General features: G+C 60.2%; 19 protein-coding genes and 1 tRNA gene. 11 read left to right on the forward strand and 9 right to left on the reverse strand.

Annotation, left to right across the window (positions count from 1 at the left end; genetic code table 11):
- Positions 1-39: 39 nt before the first annotated feature.
- Entirely contained in the window at positions 40-795 is a 756-nt protein-coding gene (locus WC811_RS06965) for a hypothetical protein (RefSeq protein WP_372642389.1), read from the reverse strand.
- 198 nt (positions 796-993) lie between these two features.
- On the reverse strand, positions 994-1,779 hold the full coding sequence (locus WC811_RS06970) for a TorF family putative porin (RefSeq protein WP_372642391.1): 786 nt from the start codon (positions 1,777-1,779) through the stop codon (positions 994-996).
- A gap of 381 nt (positions 1,780-2,160) precedes the next feature.
- On the opposite strand from WC811_RS06970, the gene WC811_RS06975 reads away from it, so the two are divergent.
- The 3 genes from WC811_RS06975 to WC811_RS06985 all read left to right on the forward strand — a co-directional run bounded on the left by WC811_RS06975 (position 2,161) and on the right by WC811_RS06985 (position 5,983).
- Positions 2,161-2,901: an SDR family oxidoreductase gene (locus WC811_RS06975; RefSeq protein ID WP_372642393.1), complete on the forward strand. Its 741-nt coding sequence runs from the start codon at positions 2,161-2,163 to the stop codon at positions 2,899-2,901.
- A 230-nt stretch (positions 2,902-3,131) separates the two neighbouring features.
- Positions 3,132-4,526, forward strand: coding sequence for a glucosaminidase domain-containing protein (locus WC811_RS06980; protein ID WP_372642395.1), 1,395 nt, complete (start codon positions 3,132-3,134; stop codon positions 4,524-4,526).
- A gap of 32 nt (positions 4,527-4,558) precedes the next feature.
- Entirely contained in the window at positions 4,559-5,983 is a 1,425-nt protein-coding gene (locus tag WC811_RS06985) for a hypothetical protein (protein WP_372642397.1), read from the forward strand.
- A 10-nt stretch (positions 5,984-5,993) separates the two neighbouring features.
- Here the strand turns inward: WC811_RS06985 and WC811_RS06990 are convergent, their stop codons facing one another.
- Positions 5,994-6,965, reverse strand: a complete 972-nt coding sequence (locus WC811_RS06990) for a hypothetical protein (RefSeq protein ID WP_372642399.1) — start codon at positions 6,963-6,965, stop codon at positions 5,994-5,996.
- A 134-nt stretch (positions 6,966-7,099) separates the two neighbouring features.
- Between WC811_RS06990 and uvrC the strand changes: the two genes are divergently transcribed.
- The 6 genes from uvrC to WC811_RS07020 all read left to right on the forward strand — a co-directional run bounded on the left by uvrC (position 7,100) and on the right by WC811_RS07020 (position 14,729).
- A complete protein-coding gene (gene uvrC, locus WC811_RS06995) occupies positions 7,100-9,091 on the forward strand; it encodes an excinuclease ABC subunit UvrC (RefSeq protein ID WP_372642401.1) in 1,992 nt (663 codons plus the stop codon).
- A gap of 126 nt (positions 9,092-9,217) precedes the next feature.
- Positions 9,218-11,830, forward strand: a complete 2,613-nt coding sequence (locus tag WC811_RS07000) for a mechanosensitive ion channel domain-containing protein (RefSeq protein WP_372642403.1) — start codon at positions 9,218-9,220, stop codon at positions 11,828-11,830.
- A gap of 98 nt (positions 11,831-11,928) precedes the next feature.
- Positions 11,929-12,516 carry a CDP-diacylglycerol--glycerol-3-phosphate 3-phosphatidyltransferase gene (pgsA, locus tag WC811_RS07005; protein ID WP_372642405.1) on the forward strand — a complete coding sequence of 196 codons (588 nt, stop codon included), beginning with the start codon at positions 11,929-11,931 and terminating at the stop codon, positions 12,514-12,516.
- Positions 12,517-12,523: 7 nt separating this feature from the next.
- A complete protein-coding gene (gene moaD, locus WC811_RS07010) occupies positions 12,524-12,802 on the forward strand; it encodes a molybdopterin converting factor subunit 1 (protein WP_372642407.1) in 279 nt (92 codons plus the stop codon).
- Positions 12,803-12,806: 4 nt separating this feature from the next.
- Entirely contained in the window at positions 12,807-13,271 is a 465-nt protein-coding gene (locus WC811_RS07015; protein ID WP_372642410.1) for a molybdenum cofactor biosynthesis protein MoaE, read from the forward strand.
- A gap of 180 nt (positions 13,272-13,451) precedes the next feature.
- On the forward strand, positions 13,452-14,729 hold the full coding sequence (locus tag WC811_RS07020) for an N-acetylmuramoyl-L-alanine amidase (RefSeq protein ID WP_372642412.1): 1,278 nt from the start codon (positions 13,452-13,454) through the stop codon (positions 14,727-14,729).
- Between the two features lie 599 nt (positions 14,730-15,328).
- Here the strand turns inward: WC811_RS07020 and WC811_RS07025 are convergent.
- The 3 genes from WC811_RS07025 to WC811_RS07035 all read right to left on the reverse strand — a co-directional run bounded on the left by WC811_RS07025 (position 15,329) and on the right by WC811_RS07035 (position 18,510).
- Positions 15,329-16,258 (reverse strand): diacylglycerol kinase family protein, encoded by a 930-nt coding sequence (locus tag WC811_RS07025; protein WP_372642415.1) that lies wholly within the window; start codon positions 16,256-16,258, stop codon positions 15,329-15,331.
- 111 nt (positions 16,259-16,369) lie between these two features.
- Complete coding sequence (gene rpoH, locus WC811_RS07030) at positions 16,370-17,275, reverse strand: RNA polymerase sigma factor RpoH (RefSeq protein WP_372642417.1); 906 nt, start codon at positions 17,273-17,275, stop codon at positions 16,370-16,372.
- A 185-nt stretch (positions 17,276-17,460) separates the two neighbouring features.
- Entirely contained in the window at positions 17,461-18,510 is a 1,050-nt protein-coding gene (locus tag WC811_RS07035; protein WP_372642419.1) for an RluA family pseudouridine synthase, read from the reverse strand.
- A 27-nt stretch (positions 18,511-18,537) separates the two neighbouring features.
- Here WC811_RS07035 and WC811_RS07040 point away from each other — a divergent pair, with 27 nt between their 5' ends.
- Together WC811_RS07040 and WC811_RS07045 are read left to right on the forward strand one after the other, a co-directional pair.
- Positions 18,538-18,909 (forward strand): hypothetical protein, encoded by a 372-nt coding sequence (locus WC811_RS07040; protein WP_372642421.1) that lies wholly within the window; start codon positions 18,538-18,540, stop codon positions 18,907-18,909.
- A 149-nt stretch (positions 18,910-19,058) separates the two neighbouring features.
- Positions 19,059-19,134: transfer RNA gene (locus WC811_RS07045), tRNA-Glu, on the forward strand.
- Between the two features lie 694 nt (positions 19,135-19,828).
- Here the strand turns inward: WC811_RS07045 and WC811_RS07050 are convergent.
- From WC811_RS07050 to WC811_RS07060, 3 genes are read right to left on the reverse strand one after another with little or no spacing between them, the layout of a single operon-like run.
- Positions 19,829-21,415: a M12 family metallo-peptidase gene (locus WC811_RS07050; protein ID WP_372642423.1), complete on the reverse strand. Its 1,587-nt coding sequence runs from the start codon at positions 21,413-21,415 to the stop codon at positions 19,829-19,831.
- Between the two features lie 11 nt (positions 21,416-21,426).
- Positions 21,427-21,996, reverse strand: a complete 570-nt coding sequence (locus tag WC811_RS07055; RefSeq protein ID WP_372642425.1) for a cytochrome P460 family protein — start codon at positions 21,994-21,996, stop codon at positions 21,427-21,429.
- A gap of 40 nt (positions 21,997-22,036) precedes the next feature.
- A complete protein-coding gene (locus tag WC811_RS07060) occupies positions 22,037-22,636 on the reverse strand; it encodes a cytochrome P460 family protein (RefSeq protein ID WP_372642427.1) in 600 nt (199 codons plus the stop codon).
- Positions 22,637-22,685: the final 49 nt, after the last annotated feature.

Genomic DNA, 22,685 nt, shown 5'->3' on the forward strand with positions numbered 1-22,685 from the left:
AGCACGACGAGTTGCGGCGATACACCGTCAGTGGGTGTGTCAGGCGACTTTCCGGATTCTCTCCGGACGCCATGAGCGCGGAGCATCCGCAATCCAGCCAACTCCGAAAGGCGCTCGCAGCATTTCAATCGCCATCGGATTGACGCTCCAACCGCCCGCAATGGCAAAGACGTGCTCCTCTGTCGGATAGAGTTGCAGTTCCCCGCCCAGGTCTCCGTGACGTTCGCGGATGCCTCGGATTTCGATGAGGGACAAGCCCAGTTGCCGCTCTTCCGGAGAAGGCTTACCGGCGTTCCAGATCACACCGTCGTCGCCGACTGCGAATGCTCTGGAGCGGCGCCCACGCTCGAACCGCGTCCAAGCGTAGAAATCGATGATCGGGAAGGATGCGAAGTACTGGACGGCGGGAAACTCAATCGCCAGATGGCGCATGAGCGGCGTCATCTTGTCTATGAACGCCGAGCCGGCGGGAATCGGCAGCGACTCGGCGGCAACCAGAGTCCAGCCCTTTACGGGCGGCGCGATGAAGACCAGCGAATTCGAAATTTCCCGGTCGTAGATCGCCCCGACGCCGGAACTCCAATTGGCGGCCCGCAGCCTGGAAAGTCCGAGCGCGGCGGCGACAGCCGTGGTGTCTTCCGTCCGAACGGCGAGCCAAGCCATGTCGCGCCCGAACGAGCGGGGCCGGTCAGGATTGTCGGCGAGGCGGATATGATGCGGCACAAGCCGCGGCACGACGATCGTCGCGGCGACGACAATGGTCAGAAGAACGAGAACAACGACCGATGTAAGCACTGGAGAAGCCGCACGATGCCAGAACCCAATCGTCAATTTCTGAGCTGAGTTGCAGCAATTCTCAAGCTCGATACGCAAATCGCTTGGTGAAAACTATCGTCCGCACAATGAGAAATCCCGCCACAAAAGTGAACCGGAGCCCTGAGGAAGGCTCCGGTCATCTGCGACGGGATTATGGGTCTGTCTGTACTTACGTGATTACGGGAGGTTCACACCAGCCGTGAAGACGAAGCGCGAGTCGACGGTGTCGAAAGGCTGCACAGCGCCGGCGGTATCAGCTTTGCTGAGGTTCGTATCCCAGTAGCGGAAGTCCATGAAGTACTTGTCTACTGTCAGCTTCAAGCCCGCGTTCCAGTACACATAGCTATCGGTGTTGCCGCCGTAGGGAGAGAAGCCGTCGTCACCCTGAGTGTAGCCAACGACGCCACTGACAACCGGTGTAAACGACGCGACTGTCGGCAGCGTATAAGCGGCGTTGCCTTCGATCGTCTCAGTCTGGCCCCAGTTAATGCCCTGATCCGGCGTGAAGTAACCGGTTGCACCGACGACCAAATTGGGGATTGGCGTCGTATAGGTGGCCGCCAACTTGAGCTCGATGTAATCGCCGTTGCTCTTACCCGGAATCGAGTTGTTTGGGTATGTGTAGTACAGGATGCCGAGATCGAACGCGAGCGGCCCAAAGACAGGGCGGACACCGGCATACATATCCAGCTCGAACGGGCCGTACGGATCGGCGATGTTCGAACCCCAGAAATCGAGGTACCACGTCAAGTCAGGCTTGCCGTAGGTGAATTCGATGAAGGGCTGGAACGCCGGATCGGAGTTCGTGTAGGAAAGACCGCGGAAGACGTAGTCCGACGTGCCCGAGATCGTGATTGAGTAACCGAACTTGTTTTCGTCATCGGCGAGCGCTGCCGTCGACATGCCCAGCGCAGCGACTGCCGCCACGCCTGCAGCGCTCAAGAAATTTCTGATATTCTGCATAAGACAACCCCCGTCCCAGATCTGCGGCTCGCAACACCCGCTCTATGCGGACAACGCGACTCTCAACCGCTCTGGCGTTAAGAAAACTTTTTTGGGCGGGAACCACAAGCGTTTAGGGGCCACACTGTGTGACTTGCCCTACGTCTGTTACCTCTTGGCAACGGTGCTGACATAAGAAGCCTGCGGTTTAGCGAAATGCCTTGAATTTGGGCAAGGCGGCGCCCTGCGGAAAGCCAAGTTAGAGGCAGTTTGCAAAAAGGAGCAGCAATTTTTGAACGCCGATTTCGAACCGGCGTCAGCCGCCCTCCTGCTAATGTCCCTCGGCAAGTTCATTGTGGCTGCTGCAACACGCTTTTCTTCCCCAATTCGAGGCTCGGAATCATGACTCAATCTGAAAATGGGCCTCGCATAGCGCTGATCACGGGTTCCGCTCGACGAATCGGACGCGACCTGGCGCTGGATCTTGCGAGCGCCGGCTGGACGATCGCCATACACTATAGGAAGTCAGCGGCGGATGCCGATCAATTGGCGCTGGAAATTGAGGCGCGGGGCGGCTGCGCCAAAGCCTTTCGGGCCGATCTCGTCAATCCTGATGCGCCGCAGGCCCTCGTTGCCGATGTCGTCGCCGCGCTCGGGCCACCGACTGTTCTCATCAACAATGCCTCCGAATTTTTGCCCGACCGCATCCAAAGTCTCGATGACGGGTCATGGGATTTACATCTCGCCATCAATCTGAAGGCGCCGGTGTTCCTCGCCCAGGCGATGGCCGCCAGCCTGCCCGATGGCTGCCAGGGAAACATCATCAATATTATCGACCAGCGAGTCTGGAACCTGACGCCCGAGTTTTTTTCCTACACGATCTCGAAAGCGGGTCTGTGGACCGCGACGCGAACGCTGGCGCAAGCTTTGGCGCCGCGAATCCGCGTCAATGCCATCGGTCCCGGCCCCGTCCTGCGCAGCATCCATCAAACCGACGATGATTTCGAGCGCGAGAGCCGTTCGACGATTCTGGGCCGGGGGGCTACGACCGATGAAATCGCGGCGGCAGTGCGGTTCATCCTCGCGACGCCGTCGCTTACGGGACAGATGATTGCGCTCGACGGCGGACAGCACCTGACCTGACGACGATCTCGCCTTCGATCTGATTTGAATCGTGCTGCTCGCGCGGAATTCCGCACTCTGCCGCAATCTCAACGCGCGCTGTTCTCAATACCGCCCAAAATCTTGGCGAACGTCGGATTCGGGTCCAAACGGGGGGCTCATCAACACTTTATTAACGTTAAGCGCCTACGAACATTAATAGTTCTGTTGGGCGCCTTCACTGGGGGTGCCGCGTGCTTATGGGTGTAACCATGCTTCGCTGCGTTCGGACGCCATGCGCGTTCGTCTTCGCTGCAGCCGTTCCTTTGGCTGCCATGTCGCTGCCTACACAGGCAGCGGGTCTTCCTCAGGTCGAAATCAGCGCAAAAAACAAGGTCCCGGCGTGTACGACGCCTGGCCGCCTCATGGGCTTTCTCGAAGGCCGAAATCGCGACGTCGATCCGCGTTTTCAAACGATCGCGGCCGATTACATGCGTATCGGCAACGAACTCAAGATTCGCTGGGACATCGCCTTCTTCCAAATGATGCTCGAGACGGGCAATCTGACGTTCAAGGGCGACGTCTCATCCACGCAGAACAATTTCGCCGGTATGGGCGCGACGGGCAATCACGTGCCCGGAGAAAGCTTTTCGGACGTCGCGACGGGTGTCAAAGCCCATCTCCAGCATCTCTTGATGTATGCGGGTGAACACATCGACGATCCGGTCGCTGAGCGTACGCGCAAGGTTCAGGAGTGGGGCGTTCTGACCGATTGGCAGAAGTCGCTCAAGGGTCCCGTCAGTTACGATCAGCTCGCGAAGCAGTGGGCTCCGACCTCGCGACGTTATTCGCGCGACATCGCGGCGCTTGCTGAAGCGTTCTACGGCAGCCCGTGCAAGAGCCCAGATCCGCAGCCCGAGCTTCTAGCTCTGGGACAGCCCGGAGGGGCTGCATCCAAGGCGGCCGTTGCATCGGCTGCGCCGGAGACTCCGGCGACCGATATTTCGTCGACCCAGGTCGCATCGGCTGACGACTCGTCCGACGATGCCACGACCAAGCTTTCGGGCGCCGACCTCGCGCGGCGTGCGGTCGAAGAGGCGCGGAAGTCCGGCTCATTCGTTCGCTCGGGCCTCGGCGCTGAATCGCTGGTCTCTCCTTCCGAGACCGCGCCAGCCGTCGGCGAACCGCCGGTCGCGGACACGGCGCCGACCTCGTTCAAGATCATCAACGCATCGGCGTCGCCTGACGCCGCCGCAACCGACGATGAAGCTCGCGGCCCGGCCGACTCGGCCCCCGTCGAACCGTCATCGAAGAAAACTTCCGGCAAGAAAACTCAGACCGCCGCACTCGGCGCCGGTACGAAATCAAGCACCAAATCATCCTTCACGGGTGGCGGAGTAAAGTCGGCGATGATGATCCCGCCCGTCGGCGTCAAGCCGAAGTGCAAGGTCTGGACGGCGAGCTACGGTGGCGGTCATTCGGTGATCATCCGCGCTCGCGCCGACGCCCAGGACAACTACACGGTGCTCGACGTCAACGAAGGGTCCGAGAAGCGCGAATCCGACGCTTACATCTCCGCCTATGCCAAGGGCGGTGTGTCGGTCGGCCAATTCTCAAACCCGTCGCAAGCCCTCGATAAGGCCTTCGAACTCTGCCCAGACGGCTGATCTTAGAAACCGTCGCAGAGGGACTTTTTTCGATGGTGACAGTTAAGCCGCTTGCATCCGGGAGTCTGACTGGCGCCCTGGCGACGACGCTATTCATGCTGAGCATGAATAGCGTCAAGGCGGCCCCTCCGATCAGGATAAGCGACGGGAACGAGGTTCCGGCTTGCGTTACGCCGGAACGGCTCATGGCGTTTCTCGGCGAGCGCAACCGGCAGATCGATCCACGCTTCCGCGAAATCGCGCGCTGGTACAAATACTACGGCGAAGGCTGGCGCGTGCGGTGGGACTATGCCTTCTATCAGATGGCACTCGAAACGAACTTCCTCACTTACCGGCGCGGCGACGGACGGCGTGGCGACGTCTGGGAGACGCAAAATAATTTTGCCGGGATCGGCGCGACCGGCGGCGGCGTCAGAGGCGAACGCTTTATCGACGTCAAGACCGGCGTCCACGCCCAAATTCAACACCTCGTCGCTTATTCGGGAGAGCACCTCGTCGCTCCGATCGCAAAGCGCACGCGCGAGAATCAAGACGATATCATCGCGCGCTCCAACCGGCTCGGACGGCCAGTGACGTTCGGCGATCTGGCGCGGCGATGGGCCACCGACCGCGCCTACGGCAAGTCGATCGACTTCGTCGCGAATCTCTTTCGTGTTCGTTACTGCGAGCAGCCGGCGCGCGCAGCCGAAAGCGATATTCCGTCGGCGCCTTCGCCTCTGCAAATCCGACACGAGTGGCGCTATCCTTTCCGGCCGCCTTCCGGTCTAGGCGGCCCCGTGCCGGACGACCAATCAAACGGCGGCGACGCGCCCACCTGGATTGCAAAGCCGAAAAAGACCGCGGCGCCCGTTAGTTCCGATCGTCCTGTCGCGGTTGCGCCGAAGAAGCCTTCCTCCAAGACGAAGACGGCGAAAGCGCGGAAGTCAGATCATAAGACGAAGAAGGCTTCGCACGCGTCGACAGCGGGACACACGTCCGCGTCGTCTTGGATGTCTGCCACGGTCGTTGAACATGGGACGGGTGTGCCCGCAGCGACGGATACCGCGACCAGTGAGGGGGCTGCGCCGCCCACCGAGCAAGTCGCGGAGAAATCCGAAATCGCGAGCTTTCTGCCGTGGCTGCCGACCTTCCGAATTTCTCCCGAACCGCCGCAGCCGTCGCGACTTGGCGGGCCGCTTCCGGCAGAGCTTGGCGTTGCGGCGAAGGCGGCGGAACAAGCTTCGCCGTCTCCATGCAAGGTGCTTACGGCCAGCTATGGCGGCAGGAAAACGCTGCTGATCCGCACGCACTCCGGAGCGGAAATACAATACACGGCGCTGACGATCATGGATGGCTTCGAGAAGCCGATGTATGAAGCCTACGTGAGAACGGAAGCGTCCGGGGCCGAGATCGTCGGCGAATATTCAACGCCGGAATCCGCGCTTATCGACGCCAAGGTCAATTGCCCCGACGGTTGAAGCGGCGAGGCTATTGCGGCGATGGGGCCAGATATTTGAGCGCCGCAGTCGACGCCGCGCCACCGACCACGCAGGGAAGGCCGAACTCGACCTGGCCCAGCGCACCGGCGGCGACACAGCCGAGAGCGAATACCGTCTGCCCGGCCTGTCCCCACCAATTGTAATTCCGCAGCGATTCCGAACCTTTCGCCTTCAGTTCCTCGATCGAGGCGAGCGCGTCCTTACGCAGCTTCGAGAGCTCCAGCGTCTCGGCTGCGTCGATCACTTCGCCGAGCGGTTTCTGGATCTTGGGATCGGCGTCGCTCGATATCTTTTTCAGCATCGCCAGCAGATCTTCGTTGCGGGATGCGTTTTGCGCCAGCGTCCACTTCGCCATCGCGCCGGTCGTCAGATAATCGACCTTATCCTTGTCGAGGGATAGTTCGAGAGCGGCAACGATACGCCGGACGGGCGCTTCCCAACCCGTCGCGAAGTAATAGCCCCAGTTAAGGTCGATCACGCCGGGATCGGTTTCAACCGAGAGTTCCGTCAGCGTCGGCTTGTTGCCGAAGACATATTTATCGATCAGCACTTTTCGCGCGGGCATGCGCTCGACGAATTTCGTCATTGTAGCGCGCCAGCGCGGAAGGCCGGAATATGCGATCGCCTTGATCACCACGACCTGATCTTCCGGCGGCAATGGGAAAATCTTTGTAATCAGATCCTCGGCGATGCCGGGATTGGCACCCAACACTCCTGCGACAAAGCCGATGAAGACGCCGGACTGGTCGATATCCCTCGTGGCGCCAAATGCCGACATGGCCTTCACGGCTTGCGGCAGGCGCCTGGGATCCGGGTCCTTGCGGTAGCCGTTGATCCACTTGAGAAGCTCTTCCGTGCTCTGAAATGGCTTCTCGGCCTTCTCCTTCATAGGCTTCGCGAGAGCGAATGCCGGTAAGACAACGAGCACTGCGAGGCCAAGAATGGCGATGACGCGACGCATGACACCCCCCTCGGCGCAGCACTATTCCCCGGACTTTCAATGAGCTTTGACAGCACGCCCTCGGCATGGTGATTTTGTGGCGCAGCACTGAATGCCTTGCTTGACCTCGACGGCCGCCCAATTTTAGGTGCGCCATGACTGAAGAACCCACGACATTGTCATCCCCCCAGGCGGAACCCGGAAAAACGGGGCCGGAGGTGATCGCCGCCTACCTCAAGCTGCTGCCGCAGAGCCCCGGCGTATATCGAATGCTCGATGCGGCCGGCGCTGTGATCTATGTCGGAAAGGCGCGGTCGCTCAAAGCCCGCGTCTCGAACTATGCGCGTCTCAACGGCCATACCAACCGCATCGCGCGGATGATCCTTTCGACCGCGTCAATGGAGTTCGTTTCGGTTCAGACGGAAGCCGAGGCGCTGCTTCTCGAAGCCAACCTCATCAAGCGTTTCCGGCCGCGCTTCAACGTGCTGATGCGCGACGACAAGTCTTTCCCCTACATTCTGATCGGCCGGGACCATGAAGCGCCGGCGGTGATGAAGCATCGCGGCGCGCGGAACACGAAAGGCAAATACTTCGGCCCGTTCGCGTCGGCGGGGGCCGTCAACCGCACCGTCAACATGCTGCAGCGCGCGTTTCTTCTGCGCTCCTGTTCCGACAGTGTCTACGTCAGCCGGACACGGCCGTGCCTGCTCTATCAGATCAAGCGCTGCTCGGCGCCCTGCACGGGCGAAATCAATCTCGATGATTACGGCCGGCTCGTCGACGAAGCTCAGCGCTTCCTCAGCGGTGAAAGCCAAACGGTTCGCGAGATGTATCAACGGCTGATGACGGAAGCCGCCGAGAAGCTCGAATTCGAAACGGCGGCCAAGTATCGCAATAGGCTCTGGGCGCTGGCGCACGTCACGGCGGATCAATCGATCAATCCGGAAGGCGTGGAGGAAGCTGACGTGTTCGCCGCCTATCAAGATGGCGGGCAGACGTGCATTCAGGTGTTTTTCTTCCGCACAGGCCAGAACTGGGGCAATCGCGCCTATTATCCGAAGGCCGACCGAGCACTGAACGTCGAAGACGTGCTCGATAGCTTCATCGCGCAGTTCTATGACGATAAACCCGTACCGCGGCTGATCCTGCTCTCGCACGACGTTCCGAACCGCGAACTGCTCGCGGAAGCGCTGACGACGAAAACCGAGCGCAAAATTGAAATTCGCGTTCCGTCGCGGGGGACGAAATCGACTCTGGTCGAACATGCGCTCGGCAATGCCCGTGAAGCGCTTGGGAGAAAGCTCGCCGAAAGCTCGTCCCAGGCGCGCCTTCTGGAAGGTATCGCGGAGCGCTTCGGGCTCGCCGCAGTTCCGCGCCGGATCGAAGTCTTCGATAACAGCCACATCTCCGGTACCAACGCTGTCGGCGGGATGATCGTCGCGGGGGCTGAAGGCTTCGTCAAAGGGCAATATCGCAAGTTCAACATCAAGTCGCCGGATACGACGCCGGGCGACGACTACGCGATGATGCGGGAAGTTCTGACGCGCCGGTTCAAACGCATTGCGGACGCCGAAGTGCTCGAAGAGATCGAGACGGAGGTCGAGGAAATTGCATCGGACGTGAGCGGCGGGCCGCTCTCTCCCGTCGTCGACGATCCGGATGATACCATGGACGAACGGGCGTTTCCCGATCGGCCGGATCTCGTGTTGATCGACGGCGGCCTCGGCCAGCTTTCGGTGGCGCGCGAGGTCCTGGCCGGATTTGGACTGCATGACATCGCGTTGATCGGCGTCGCGAAGGGCCCGGACCGCGATGCCGGGCGGGAGCATTTTCATATTCCCGGACGCGAACGGCCAATCATGCTCGAAGCCAAGGACCCGGTTCTTTATTTCACGCAGCGGCTACGCGACGAAGCCCACAGGTTCGCCATCGGCACGCATCGGGCGAAACGCGCGAAGTCGCTTGGCGTCAACCCGCTCGACGAGATCGAGGGCATCGGACCGACGCGCAAACGCGCGCTTCTAACGCACTTCGGCTCCGCCAAGGCGGTATCGCGCGCGGGTGTGGAAGACCTGAAGGCCGTCGATGGCATATCCGCCGACATGGCCAAGAAAATCTACGATTTTTTCAACGAGCGGACGGGATAGCCGCAAACATTTTTTAGTGGCTAGCCAGGGGGATGCCGGGTGCCCTATTTTCGCGGCACTTCGGGGCGAAGGACCTTCCGTCCATTTGTCATCTTACTTTTGTCATTCAAAGGCTCCGTTTTGCCGATGCTCAGACGCGCACTCGCGATCACCGCCCTCGCCGTCTTTTTCGCCATCCCGGGGGTTCAAGCCCAGGACGCGCCGGCGAGCGGCTGGACGACGGTCGCCGATCCGGCCAAGCAAACGCCAGCCGCTACACAGGCGCAGGCACAGGCAGCACCTGTCCAACAACAGCACGCACCGGCGGCGCCTGCGACCGATCCAGCTGATGTTCCGGCCACAACCACGGCTCCCGCTCCGGCTGCACCGGCCATAGCGCCCGCAGCGGCTGCGGCGGCCGTTCCGGCAGGGGCTGTCCCCGCTGCCGCTGCGGCGGCCTCTCCACCTTTGCCGCCGCCCGCGCCGGTACTCTCTCCGGAAGTCAATTCGACGATTACCAATGTCGTCGGTGAGATGGACGGGGCCGAAAAGGCCCTCACGACCATCTCGGGCGTCAACACCGATCTTGGCCGCCTGCGCGACAATATCGACGAGGTGATTTCGAAGACGACGCAAACGGCCGACGGCCTGCGTCCTCGCCTCTCCGACCTTCAGGCGCAAATTAAACGGCTGGGCGCAGCGCCCGCGAAAGACGCGCCGCCCGAAGCGGCAGCCGTCGCGTCCGAACGGTCGCGGCTCGATGCCCAGGAGAGCGAAGTTTCGGGCGCCATCAAGACCCTCGAAGTCACGTGGTGGCGGGCGCGTCAAGCGATCGACAAGATCACCGATCTGCGCCTCAAACTGTTCGTGCGTAGCCTTACCGAACAGATGGCGAGCCCGATCTTTCCGGACTTCTGGGATGATTTCCAGAAGCGGAGAGACGCCGTCCAGTGGCGGCTCGATTATAATGCGAGAGACTGGTGGTCGGCGGTCAACCGGCAAAAGGCGAGCGCGCTTATGCTGCTCGCGGCCGTCACCGGGCTCTATCTGCTGCTGAAGACGTTCGTCGTTGCCCTCACGCGGTATCGGCCCGGCCCCAATGCAACACCGCCGAGCTTCTTCCAGCGCGCTGCATCTGCGGCTTGGATCGCGCCCGTGCGGGCGATCCCTGGGATCGCCGCCGCCTTCCTGGCTTATGGCGGGCTCGAATACCTCGGGTTGCTCTACTATCCAACAGCGGCCCCTGTCGGCGTAGCCTTGCTAGGGGCTGCATTGATTTTCGTCGCCGTGTCGGCGCTCATCGTTACGGTCTTCGCGCCACGCAGCCCAGAACGGCGCCTGATGCTCCTTTCCAATCGCAGTGCGCGGCGCATCAGCCGGCTCCTGGTCATTCTGGCGCTGATCTATTCGATCGATATCTTCCTTTCGAAGTTCGCGCAGATTCTTTACTTCCCGCTGGCGATGAGCGTGGCGCAGTCGCTGTTCACGAGCATCGCGTTCGCCCTGGTTTTGATCGGTCTGCTGCTGACGCCTTTCGAATCGAGCGAAATGAGCTTGACGCGACCCGTCACGCGCAGCGAACCGGTCTGGCTCAAAATCCCGCTTTGGATCGCCGCGTTGGGCATCATTGGGCTTTGCCTCACGGGCTACATCGCGCTAGGGCGATTTCTTGCCCAGCAACTTGTCATGACCGGCGTCGTCACTCTGGTCGCGACACTGCTGTATCTGGCGATCCGGGCGTTCACACGCGGCAGCACGACATCGCGGGGACACATCAGCGTCCTTCTCGAAGAGCGAATGGGCTTCGATGAAGTGCGCCGCAGGCAATTCGGCTGGCTGACGGAGGTCGTCCTGACCTTCGGCGTCGTCCTGCTGACCGCCCCGGTGCTGCTCCTGCAGTGGGGCTTTGCCGCGCCCGATATTCGTGACTGGCTGACGCGTCTTTTCTTTGGCTTCGAGATCGGCTCGATCCGAATCTCCATCGTCCGGATCCTCGTCGGCCTCGCGCTGTTCGTGGCGGTGGTCTTCGTCACCCGCCTGGTGCAACGCCGCTTGCGCGACAACGTGCTCATCGCGCCACGGATGGACCCCGGCATCGCGAACTCGATCGACACCGCGGTCGGTTACGCCGGCACAGGGCTCGCCGCGGTGATGGCGATCTCTTACGCCGGCTTCAACATCACGAACCTTGCAATCGTTGCCGGCGCGCTCTCGGTCGGCATCGGTTTTGGCCTGCAGTCGATCGTCAACAATTTCGTCTCCGGACTCATTCTCCTGATCGAGCGCCCCATCAAGGTCGGCGATTGGGTGGTGGTCGGCAACGAGCAAGGGACGGTCAGAAGCATCTCGGTCCGCTCGACGGAGATCGAGACCTTCGACCGCGCGAGCCTTATCGTGCCCAATTCGGAGCTCATCACGGGCCGCGTCCTCAACTGGACGCACCGGAGCGCCCTCGGCCGGGTGGTGTTGAAGTTCTCAGCCGCACCGGACGTCGATCCGAGGCGGGTCCTCGCCATCATGTCGGAGTGCGCCAACCGGCACCCGAACGTGCTGCGTGAACCGGCGCCCATGGCCATCTTCGAGGGCTACACCACGACAACGACCGATTACACCCTCCGTGTGGTGCTGCCCGACATTACGCACGGCACAAGAGTGCAATCCGACCTTCGGGTGGCGGTCTTCGAGGCCCTGCGCCGGTCCGGCATCGTGGGGGCAGCGGTCGCTGCCCCGGAGGCGCCCGTCTCGGCGGCCGCATCTTGAGGTTCAACTGCGGCTTTCTGCCCTGAGCGGGTAACCATCGGCGCGCACGGTGTCGTCTGGGGATTGACGGCCCGGCGCTGCTACGGCTACCCAAATCCATGGATCACGTCGCGCACCGCTCGCTTTCAATGAGCCTGCCCAATATCCTGACCTACGGACGGATTGTGGCCGTGCCCGTACTGGCAGGGGTGCTGTTCTTCGGCACGAGCGAAGCTACGCGCTGGCTGGCATTCGCGATCTTCGTCGTGGCGTGCATCACGGACTGGCTCGACGGCTATCTGGCGCGGATCTGGGAGCAGCAGTCGAATCTCGGGCGGATGCTCGATCCGATCGCCGACAAGCTGCTGGTCGGGGCAACCCTGCTCATGCTCGTTTACAAGGATACCATCGGCGGGTGGTCGATCTGGGCGGCGCTGATCATCCTGGCGCGGGAAATCCTGGTTTCGGGGCTGCGCGAGTTTCTGGCGGAATTAAACGTCAAGGTTCACGTTACGCAGCTGGCGAAATGGAAGACGGCTGTCCAGTTCATTGCGCTGGCGATGCTGCTCGCAGGGCCGGCTGCCGAGGACCTTATGCCGGGGGCAACGATGACCGGTGTCATTCTGCTTTGGATTGCAGCGTTCCTTACGCTCGTCACAGGCTATGACTATCTGAAAGCCGGGATCCGCCACGCGATCTATCGCTGAGAGCGAAATGACCGATCAAAAGATCAATTCCGAAGTTACCCTGCGCTATTTTGCATGGCTGCGCGAACGGGCGGGCGTCAGCGAGGAACGCCTGACGCTGCCGCCCGACGTCATCACCGTCGGCGATCTGCTTCGCTGGCAATCTCGCCGCGGCCATCCCTTCGATCAGGCGTTCGCCAAACCGGAAGCGATCCGCGTTGCGGTCGATCATGCTCATGCCAAGCCGACTTCTCAGATCGGGGCGGCGCGCGAGATCGCGTTCTTTCCGCCCGTCACCGGAGGCTGACACGATGGCCGTCCGGGTTTCGACCGCCGATTTCGATATTTCCGCGGAGATGGCGAAGCTTACCGAGGGCGATGCCGGCATCGGCGGCGTGGCTTTGTTTGTCGGCAAGGTTCGCGGCGACGTTCAGGGCGAGCCGCTCGCCTCCCTCACCCTCGAACACTATCCGGGGATGACAGAGGCCGAACTCGAACGCATCGAAGCGGAGGCGCGCGAGCGGTTTAAGCTTTCCGCATCCCTGATCGTGCATCGCGTCGGAGAGTTGAAGCCCGGCGATAACATCGTGCTCGTCATTGCCTGCGCGCCGCACCGGCAGGACGCATTTTCCGGGGCCGAATATCTGATGGACTACCTCAAAACGCGAGCGCCGTTCTGGAAGAAAGAAGCGCTTTCCGGCGGCCGTGCAGACTGGGTCGATGCCCGCGAGAGCGACGATGAAGCTGCGTCCGCGTGGTTTTCGAAAAGCGAATAGAAATTCGCGCGGCCGATCGCTCGAATTGAAGCCCGAGACTTAACGAGTGCTTAACTCCGCCGGGCCGATAACCTTAATCCTTGTGCCACTCTGACCGCTAAAACGCCATCTTCCGTAGGCAAACAGATTCAATCTGTGGCGCACGGGGTTGGGCGGGCGCGCCTTAGGGGAAACGACTTTATGCGTAGCTTGGCTCGACGCGCATTTTGCGGCGTCTTCGCGGCAGTCATTGCCGCCGCTGCTGCGTGCCCAGCTTACGCCGACGAGTTGCAGGTGGCAGCGACAGCCGCGACGGCGGTCCCCTCGCCTGTTCCCGCACATCGCGTCATGGGAACCCGCTTCGTCATCGGCCTCGATAGCAAGGTCGCCTTTCAAGTCTTTTCGCTGTCGAACCCGAATAGAGTCGTGATCGAACTGCCGGAGGTCAACGTCAACCTTCCGAAGCTCGACGGAACGACACCTGTCGGTCTCGTCAAGAACGTCCGGGCCGGGCTTGCGGCAGCAGGCAAGATGCGGGTCGTGATCGGCGTGACGCAGCCCGTCGTGGTTGAGGACTACGGCATAGCCAAAGACCCGAAAAGCGGCGAGTACCGGCTTTCGCTCTCCATCCTTCCAGCCGGTGCGGCGTTCAGCGGCCAGCGCAAAGGACTATCGTCGCCGGCCGGATTGAGCCCAGTCGGTTTGCAGCCCCCACTCCCGCGGCTCGCCGAGAGCCCGAAGGAACGGGCGGCACGAACCTCCAAGCCGATCATCGTGCTCGATCCCGGCCATGGCGGAATGGACTCGGGCGCGGAAAAATTCGGCACCGTGGAAAAGAACGTCGTGCTGGCGTTCGGACTCGTGCTTCGCGATCTCCTCGAAAAGACCGGCCGCTACAAAGTGCTGATGACACGCAGCGACGATACTTTCATTCCGCTCGATGAGCGGACGCGCTACGCGGAGCGGAACAAGGCGAGCTTGTTCATCGCCATTCACGCCGACTATTCCGACGAAGGATCGCGGGCGCGCGGCGCTACGATCTACTCATTGCGTGACGGCGTCGCCAAATCGCTCGAGCGCAGCGCCAAAGGCAGCATCTCTCGAAATGTTTTGACCGACGAAGAGATCGATACGGTCAAAAGCGCCAACGGCGACGTCAACACCGTCAGGAACATTCTCTCGGATCTTGCCGATCGCGACGTCGAAATGACCCACGAGCGCACGGGTATGTTCGCGAAATCCGTCATCGAGACCATGGGCGAGAGCACGCCGCTCAGAAACGAGCCCGAGCAGCAGGCCGCATTCCGCGTTCTCAAGACCGCACAGTTTCCGTCGGTGCTGATCGAACTCGCTTACGTCACGAACCAGTCCGACGCGAAGAACCTCAAATCGGACGAGTGGCGAGAGAAGGTGGCGCATTCGATCGTCGCGGCCATCGAAAATTATTTCTCACGCGATATCGCAAGATTGCCGATGTAGTTGCGCTTGGCTGCGCCAAAAAAAAAGGCCGGCTCATCAAAGCCGGCCTTGGTATCTGAGTGTGGCAGGAGATCGTCGCACCGATCTCCCGCAGTGCATCAGTTATCTCCTACATGGAGGATGCTTGCGGTGTTGACGCCAGAGCAGAATAAGCCAACGTTTCCTCGACATATCGCGCGAAGAATACGCTCCGCTTGATCGGAGAAATTCGGTTGGCCGGTGACAGCGCTTCTGCATGAGGCACTCCATCTTCCAGGTATCCGCCAACTCGCTCCGTAGAACGAGTTTTTCGATATCGAGACAACGCACGCGGACTCTCAGCACTCGGGCTCGCTGAGCGGCGCGCTAACGTTCCAGGTTCGATATCGAAGGGGCGGGGAGGGTTGGACAGAGATGTGAAGCCGTCGAGCCTGGGCAAGAACAACGCTCCCTCGGGCAGCTCTGTCCATCGCTGCCACGCGTCATTCAAAGCCATCTGCCGGTCCATTCGGATCCGGTTCAGAGAAGAGAAGGGCATGTACCCCTGTTTCTCGCTCTGACGCCCGCACAATGTTGTAGGAACATGCGTAGAAGGCATGCCCAACAACTCTTCACGATTCCTAAGCTACGCGATTCGCGTGACGATTCGTGAGATCAGCAACATAACGGGCGGGCACAAGAAGACGCACGGGCTTACCCTCCGCGCGAACCTCGACCGGCGAGATACCGGCTTCGTCACCGTCGATCTCGACAGGCGTCGTCGTCAGGCGTCCGATCCGGGCGTGGTCGACCGGCAGGACATGAACGCCAGCAGGGCGTGTTTCGGGCCGCGCCAGCCAGCCAAACGCCAGAGATACGAGATGTGCCGCCGTCCCCAGCCGGGTGCCCGCTTCCATAACGACCGCCATTAGCCGGTCGCGTCCGACGCCGGCGTCCGGCGCCAACTCGAAGACGCTGGCGTAGCGCGTCGCGAACGACAGTATGATCCAGCTGGCCTCGAACCGTCGACCGTCGAGTTCGACGTCGAAACGGCGAGGACCTTCGGCCAATGTTTTCAGGACCGGGTAGACATAAGCACCGCGGCCGAAAGCCCGTTTCGTCCGATAACTGAGTTTCGCGACCACCCGGGCGTCGAACCCGGCGCCGATCATCAGAAAGAAGGGCGATCCGTTGACGAGGCCGCCACGGACATCGACCACACCGCCGGTCAACAGCACATCGGCAACGTCCTTGGCCCGCTTACGCAAGCCGATTTCGTTAGCAAGGACGTTGCCCGTTCCCAGTGGAATGACGCCGACCGGCAAAGCGCTCGCGGCCGCGCCCGTCGCCACGGCCCGGAATGTCCCGTCGCCGCCAGCCGCGATGACCGCATCGCAAACGTCTCGCCGCGCCAATTCCGCAACGCGCTCGGCGGCTTCCTCCGCGCTACGGGCGGGAACTTGGAAAACATCGGCATTCTCGGAGCGCAATGCCGCGAGCACCCCGTCGAGAAGCCTCGGCATGGCGACGCCCGCTGTCGCGTTGAAAACGAGTGCAAAGCGGCGGCGCATCGGCTTGGCATGACCCCATAAGACAATGGCGGCGCTAGAAAGCGCCGCCAAATAAGCTGATGGGAAACCGCGTATGCGCCGCGAGTTGCCGCGTCAAGTCCGCTGTTTGCCTTAACGATGCGCCTCAAGCGCGGCGGTCGGCGCTTCCGCCAGCCGCGCCGTCGACGTCACGGCCTTTTGGACTTTCTCGAAAGCCCTGACTTCGATCTGGCGGATGCGTTCACGGCTGACGCCGAACTCTTCCGACAGTTCCTCAAGCGTTGCAGGCTCTTCCGCAAGCCGGCGAGCTTCGAAAACACGCCGTTCGCGGTCGTTCAGAACCGCCATCGCGGACGACAGGTAGGACCTGCGACGCTGCAATTCCTCGTCCTCGACGAGACGATCCTCTTGTGTCGGCGTATCGTCGACCAGCCAGTCCTGCCACTCGCCCGATTCCGCTTCGGCACGGATCGGCGCATTGAGCGAAGCGTCGCCGCTGAGACGACGGTTCATGTTGACGACGTCTTCTTCCGGAACGCCGAGCTTGGTCGCGATTGTCTTGACGTGCTCGGGCTTCAGATCGCCGTCATCAAGTGCCTGCAACTGGCTCTTCGCGCGCCGCAGATTGAAGAACAGCTTCTTCTGAGCCGCCGTGGTGCCCATCTTTACAAGGCTCCAGGAGCGAAGAATGTACTCTTGAATAGAGGCGCGAATCCACCACATCGCATAGGTAGCGAGGCGGAAGCCCTTGTCCGGATCGAAGCGCTTGACGGCCTGCATCAGGCCGACGTTGCCTTCGGATATGACTTCGCCGATCGGCAGGCCGTAGCCGCGATAGCCCATTGCGATGCGCGCGACGAGCCGCAGATGCGACGTCACGAGTTTCTCGGCGGCGTCCGCGTCTTCACGTTCCTGCCAACGCTTGGCGAGCATAAATTCCTCGTCAGGCGCGAGCATCGGAAATCTGCGGATTTCTTCCATGTACCGCGTGAGGCCCAGCGAGCCGCCGGCCAGTGACGGAAGTGCTCTTGATGCCATTGCCCTCTGCCCAGACCTTCGCCCGTTTCCGGTTCAGTCTGCGCTCCCTTCATATTGCTGGAGGTATACGCCCGCTCCAGCGCGTAGTGTTACATAGTAGTAAAATTCAAATTTTCATCATGGGACCTGTCACTTCCACTTGAAGGCTCGATCAGCGAACCCCAAGTTTGGAAGCTTCGTATATTTTACGAACGCCGGCGGCGGCGGTTATCCGTCGGTTTATCCGGCATAGGCTTCAACGCCTCTCCAAGCCGTTCGAGTTCCGGTGGCAATTTGCTGTAAAAGTTCAGCTTTTTGCCGGTAACCGGATGTTCGAACTGCAGTTGCTCAGCGTGCAACGCTTGTCGCATCAATGCGTTCGCTGGGTCTTTCGCATTCGCACGAATGGACGCGAGCCGGGTTTTGAACCCGGTGCCGTAGGTCCGATCACCCACAACGGGATGGCCGATATGCGTGAGGTGCACGCGTATTTGATGAGTACGCCCGGTTTCGAGAACGAGGCGCAGCAGTGAGATATCTCCCGCCGGAGTTTCGCCAGGAAAAACGTCGAGAACTTCGTAATGCGTCTTGGCCTCGCGCCCGATTACGCCGCGCGTGACCGCGATTTTCATGCGGTTCGTTCGACTTCGTCCGAGGCGTGCTTCGATGGTGCCGGCCGGTCGCAACAGCCGTCCCCATACGAATGCGAGATAGCTGCGATGCAGTCGTCCGTCGCGGCCGTGGCTCTTGAATTGCTCGGAGAGCCGCTGGTGCGCCGCGTCGGATTTGGCGATGACGAGTAGCCCCGACGTATCCTTGTCGAGGCGATGGACGATGCCCGGCCTCTTCACGCCGCCGATGCCGGACAGGCTGTCGCCACAGTGCGCAATCAGGGCGTTGACGAGCGTTCCGTCCTCATGTCCCGCCGAGGGATGCACGACCAGGCCGGCTGGTTTATCGATCACGATTACGTCGTCATCTTCGTAGACGATTTGGAGTTCTATGCTCTCGCCTTGGATGCCGGATTCCTCGACGGGCGGAAGGCTAACCTTATACGTCAGACCCGATTTGACCGGCGCACGCAGCTCCCGTATCGTCCCGTCTGCACTGACGTGACCATTGCGAATGAGCGCTTGGACGCGAGCGCGGCTGATGCCGTCGATTTTTGTCGCGAGCCACCGGTCAACGCGTTGACCCGCATCTTCAGGCCCGGCGACGACGTCGATTTGGGTCGGTATTTTTTCGTCGATGGGCACGTGGTGACCTGAAAGAAATCCTGAGAGATGACCAATACAAAGCCGCCCTCGGACGACTTGATGCGCGAACAGCGGCTTCAGCGCAATCTGAAGATTCTCGTTGCCGGTCTCGGAGTGCTCATTCTCGTGGGACTTGGAGCCGTGGCCGTTCGTATCATCGGGTACTCTGGGTCGGGTGGAAAAGGCTCGTCGTCACGAACGGTTGTAGCGCCTCCGGCCGGCGATGCGGTGTCGTTCGAACTTCCGAAAGGCGCCAAGATCCTCTCGATATCCCTCTCGGGTGACCGGCTCGCGGTGCAGCACGACGGTCCGTCGGGGCCAGGAATCACCATTCTTGACGCCAGCACCGGCCGCCGCGTCCTCGACATGAAGCCGGTCGAGACGTTGCCGCGCAATTGAGCCTGGTGCTTTCCGGGCGTTTTGGTCGTCTCTTCCACCGTGGCGCGCTTTGGCTCCGCTCGGGGGGTGGAAAATGGCGGACTGTATTGCCGCGATCACGGGACTTGATCAGCGACCCACACTCGACTACTAGACGTGGCTGTGCGCCAGCCCCGTTCGTCTAGTGGCCCAGGACACCCGCCTCTCACGTGGGCAACAGGGGTTCGAGTCCCCTACGGGGCGCCACAATTCAGCCAGCATCGCTAGTTCCGCCACTTAGGGACGTACTAGTTTAGGCTTCGCCTTTTGGCGGAGCGCGCTTGAGCGCTTGAACGCCGCCGTGAAGTTCGGTCAGATCCTCGACGGACCCCGCTTCACTCGCGTTCTGAGAAATAGCGATGATCTATTCTGAAGTGGCTGCCGATCTCCTTCTGCAAAGAAATTCCCAATATTCTTCGCTAGTTCTGTAACTCCAGCAAGGATCGTTTTTTGTGAGTGGGCAATGCCAGGGAATGCTCGGGGAATGACAGTGGAATGCCCGTATTTCACTTTTTTGTGAGCGTTTCCAGAGCTCATCGGATTTCGAGTCTGGGCGCGTAGCGTCCTCTAGGCGATGTGCTCTCACCCGTTGGCTAAGGGAGCGAGCGCTTACTCCGCGCACGCCTTCGCATTTTGAATGCCTCCGTCCGTAGCGGCCTCAGAGCCTGTGCGCTGCGCGTATGATTTTATGTTCACACCCCCCGACTAGGGATCTGCCATGTCCAATAAAAAGGAACACAACAAAATAGACACTGGCGCAACGTCAATGACGAATATTGCGAGAAAGCGCATCGGATAGAAGCTGGGACCATCTCGACAGACGGCGAACGGCTGAAGCTCGATCGAGGGTCGATCCCATAAGCGAATTGAGACACCCGCGTCGCGTTTGAACCGGCGGCGCTCAGCGGTAGCTCGCAACGCGCATCGCCGAACTCTCGATCACGCGAGCGTTATTTGCGAGAAGATCGCCCGCCGGAATGCCGCCAACTTTCACTAGTGGATTTGACCATAGGGGAAGGCGCGGACACCCGCCGCAGTCTTCGCCATAACTCATGATCGTCCGCCACTTGTTGCCAAAGATGTAGCCGTGACCATAGCTGTACGGGGTGGTGCCGTCATCGAGCGCAACGTCGTGACGCGCACCGAGGATGTGGCCGATCTCGTGGGCCAGTGAATAGGTTGTTGCAGCACACTCGTAATGGACAACTGCAAAGGCGTGCTCCGCATCGGGTGCAACACCGGCCGCGAGACCGCACCCGTTGGAATTATCAACGATGAGCACCACGATATCCGCATGGTGTTTGTTCCGAAGATCGTGGACTTCATCCATGTAGCCATCGCCTTTATCGGCGACTCGAAAGACGTGATCGAAATGGGTACCGGATTCGATGTAGCCCGTTCGGTAAGTATGCACGAGGCGCAGCTGCACATTTCTGACCCCACTATTGATAAACGACTGATTGGCTTCCTCGATCGAGAGGTCGATAAGTTCGTCATTGATATCGATGTAGTGAGCGGCCGCCTTCGCGGTGTAAGCAACCATCACGTCGATAGTTACCTGCGGCAAGGATTTCGCTGCGGACAAGGCGGGCGGAGTCTCGAAGGCCAACTCAATTTTTCCTCCGCTCGTCTCCGCGTCTTTTAAATCTTTTTGGTGCAGAGCGGGTGGCCGATGCCGCGCGGGAGCTTCAATCTCGTTCTTAATAGCTTTGGAAGCCGAGTCGGGCATGGGATCCATTGAACCCATCGCAGGATGCTCAGTCGGCATCATTTTCGGATCTATTTCGACGATCGCGAATTTTCCTGCTCCCAAATTACGGAAAACATACTGGTGGTGCTGCCAATAAACTTGCCCCGTAAGTTTTGAGGGAAGTCGCCAGACGAGCGTTACCGGTTCTCCCGTGGATTCGATGATGCCGTGCCACACGTACCCACTCTCGATGACGCGAACGGACCGTTGTTTCGCCCGGACGCTGAGATCCGCTCGCAACGCTATCGTCAGGATTTGGGGCTCTTTATCTGCGGTACCTTCTCCTTGGGTGAGGAGATATTCCATGACCTCGGGCTTCGGGAGCGTCACCACGCACCAATCGACCATGGCCATAGAATTTTTCGCGTCGGACAGCATTGATGACTGGCCGGAGTTCATGTGATCATGGGAGGTCGGTAGCGTGGCCTCGTTGCCTTTCGCTGCAACTTTTGAAGACGTGATCCCCAGCTGCCCAAGTTTCGATTCAATGGAAGAAACTTGCGCGGTCGGAATGCGCCAGGCTTCCGATTTCGACAATGGAAGCTGACGAAGAAAGATGCCGCCACCCGGTTGCAGCACCGTAGCGCGCCCCACCGATAAAGCCTCCGTCGTTCCGGAAATCAAAACAACCAGCTTGCTGGGCTCTGCCGCTTCGCCTTCAGTCGGGGCGACAATAAGGGAGACGGCGAATGCAAGCCAAAGCATAACTTGCTTCAAACGGGGCACCTCGGCTCGCACGGGCCGCAGCTTTAGTTTTTGAGAGCCGGATAGCCTGAAGAGTATATCCAGTCCGTGTCTTGGGCTGGCACGTGGCAGCCCTTACAGTCGGTTTGATAATCCTTCGATGTCGTTTTGTTCGGTTGACCGGCATCGAACCACGACCATACCCAACCATCGCCCCACAGCTTGTTTTCAGGATGGCTGTTGTTGGTCTTTTTGACCATCATGAACCAACCCTGAAGTTTGTCGACGTGGCTTACGAGCCCCGTCGTCATCTGATCGTTCTTCGTCGAGAACACCTCTTTCACGAGCACCGTGCCGTCAGGAAACTTCCCAGACTTGCGAAACGCCTCAATTGTTCCTGGCGACGCGTAGACGTTGTGCGCTTGCTTGCTCCCCTCCCCCGGCTTATCGGCGGCGGGAGACCAGCTCCCTAAATATTGATACATTTCCCTGTAATTCGTCGGAATTCTGATATTTCCGGCGGCATCGATGAGTTCTTGCTCCGGCGTCGACTCCTGAGCGTGCGTTAGCGTTGTCACGACGCCGACTGAGAGGACGAAAAGACCGGTCGCCGCCGCTTGATAGATCAGTTTCATAGTTCACGTCCTTGCACGAAGAGCAAAATGGAAGCGGAAATTAGTCATCGAGCAGTCGGTAAAACTGCGTCCACACTTCATCCTTCTTTGCACTTTGCTGGTGACAGTACGCGCATTCGCTTACAGGCTTCACCTTTGCTGTTGCGGCTTTTGGTTCGTGGTGATTGAAGTTGTAGTATCCCCAACCGCCGGAATCCGCGTAGCGTTTTGTATCCTTGACAGTCACGTCAGCTCCGTTGAACGCGCCCGGGAAATAGCCGCGCCCAGAGGGCTCTGTCCTCGATCCATCGGGATTTTCACCGGGAAGCGCTAACTGCAGTTCCTTGAAGAGAATGGTCCCTTCCGGAAAAACTCCCGTCTTCTTGTAAATTTCGTAGGAAACGGGCTCTATATAGACGTTATGGAACTCAGGGAAATTCGCGTGCCCGCCGTTGAGCCCATTAGGTGTCAGCGGCGATCCGACATAAACCCATTCATTGAAGTTCTTCGGCAGGATGAGATCGCCGCTTGCGGTGTATTCCGGCAAATAACGCACCCTCGAAGATGTGCCGTTGGGTGCAGTTTGCGCGTAGGCAGCCAAAGCAGTCACCGCCACGCTAACACCCACGGTTAAAGCGCTGGCGATGAGACGGTTTTTCATGGAACTCCCCTTGATCTGTGGAAGTCGAGACCTTCAGTGAGCTCTTCAC

The sequence above is a fragment of the Hyphomicrobium sp. genome (assembly GCF_041659645.1).
Lineage (GTDB): Bacteria > Pseudomonadota > Alphaproteobacteria > Rhizobiales > Hyphomicrobiaceae > Hyphomicrobium_B.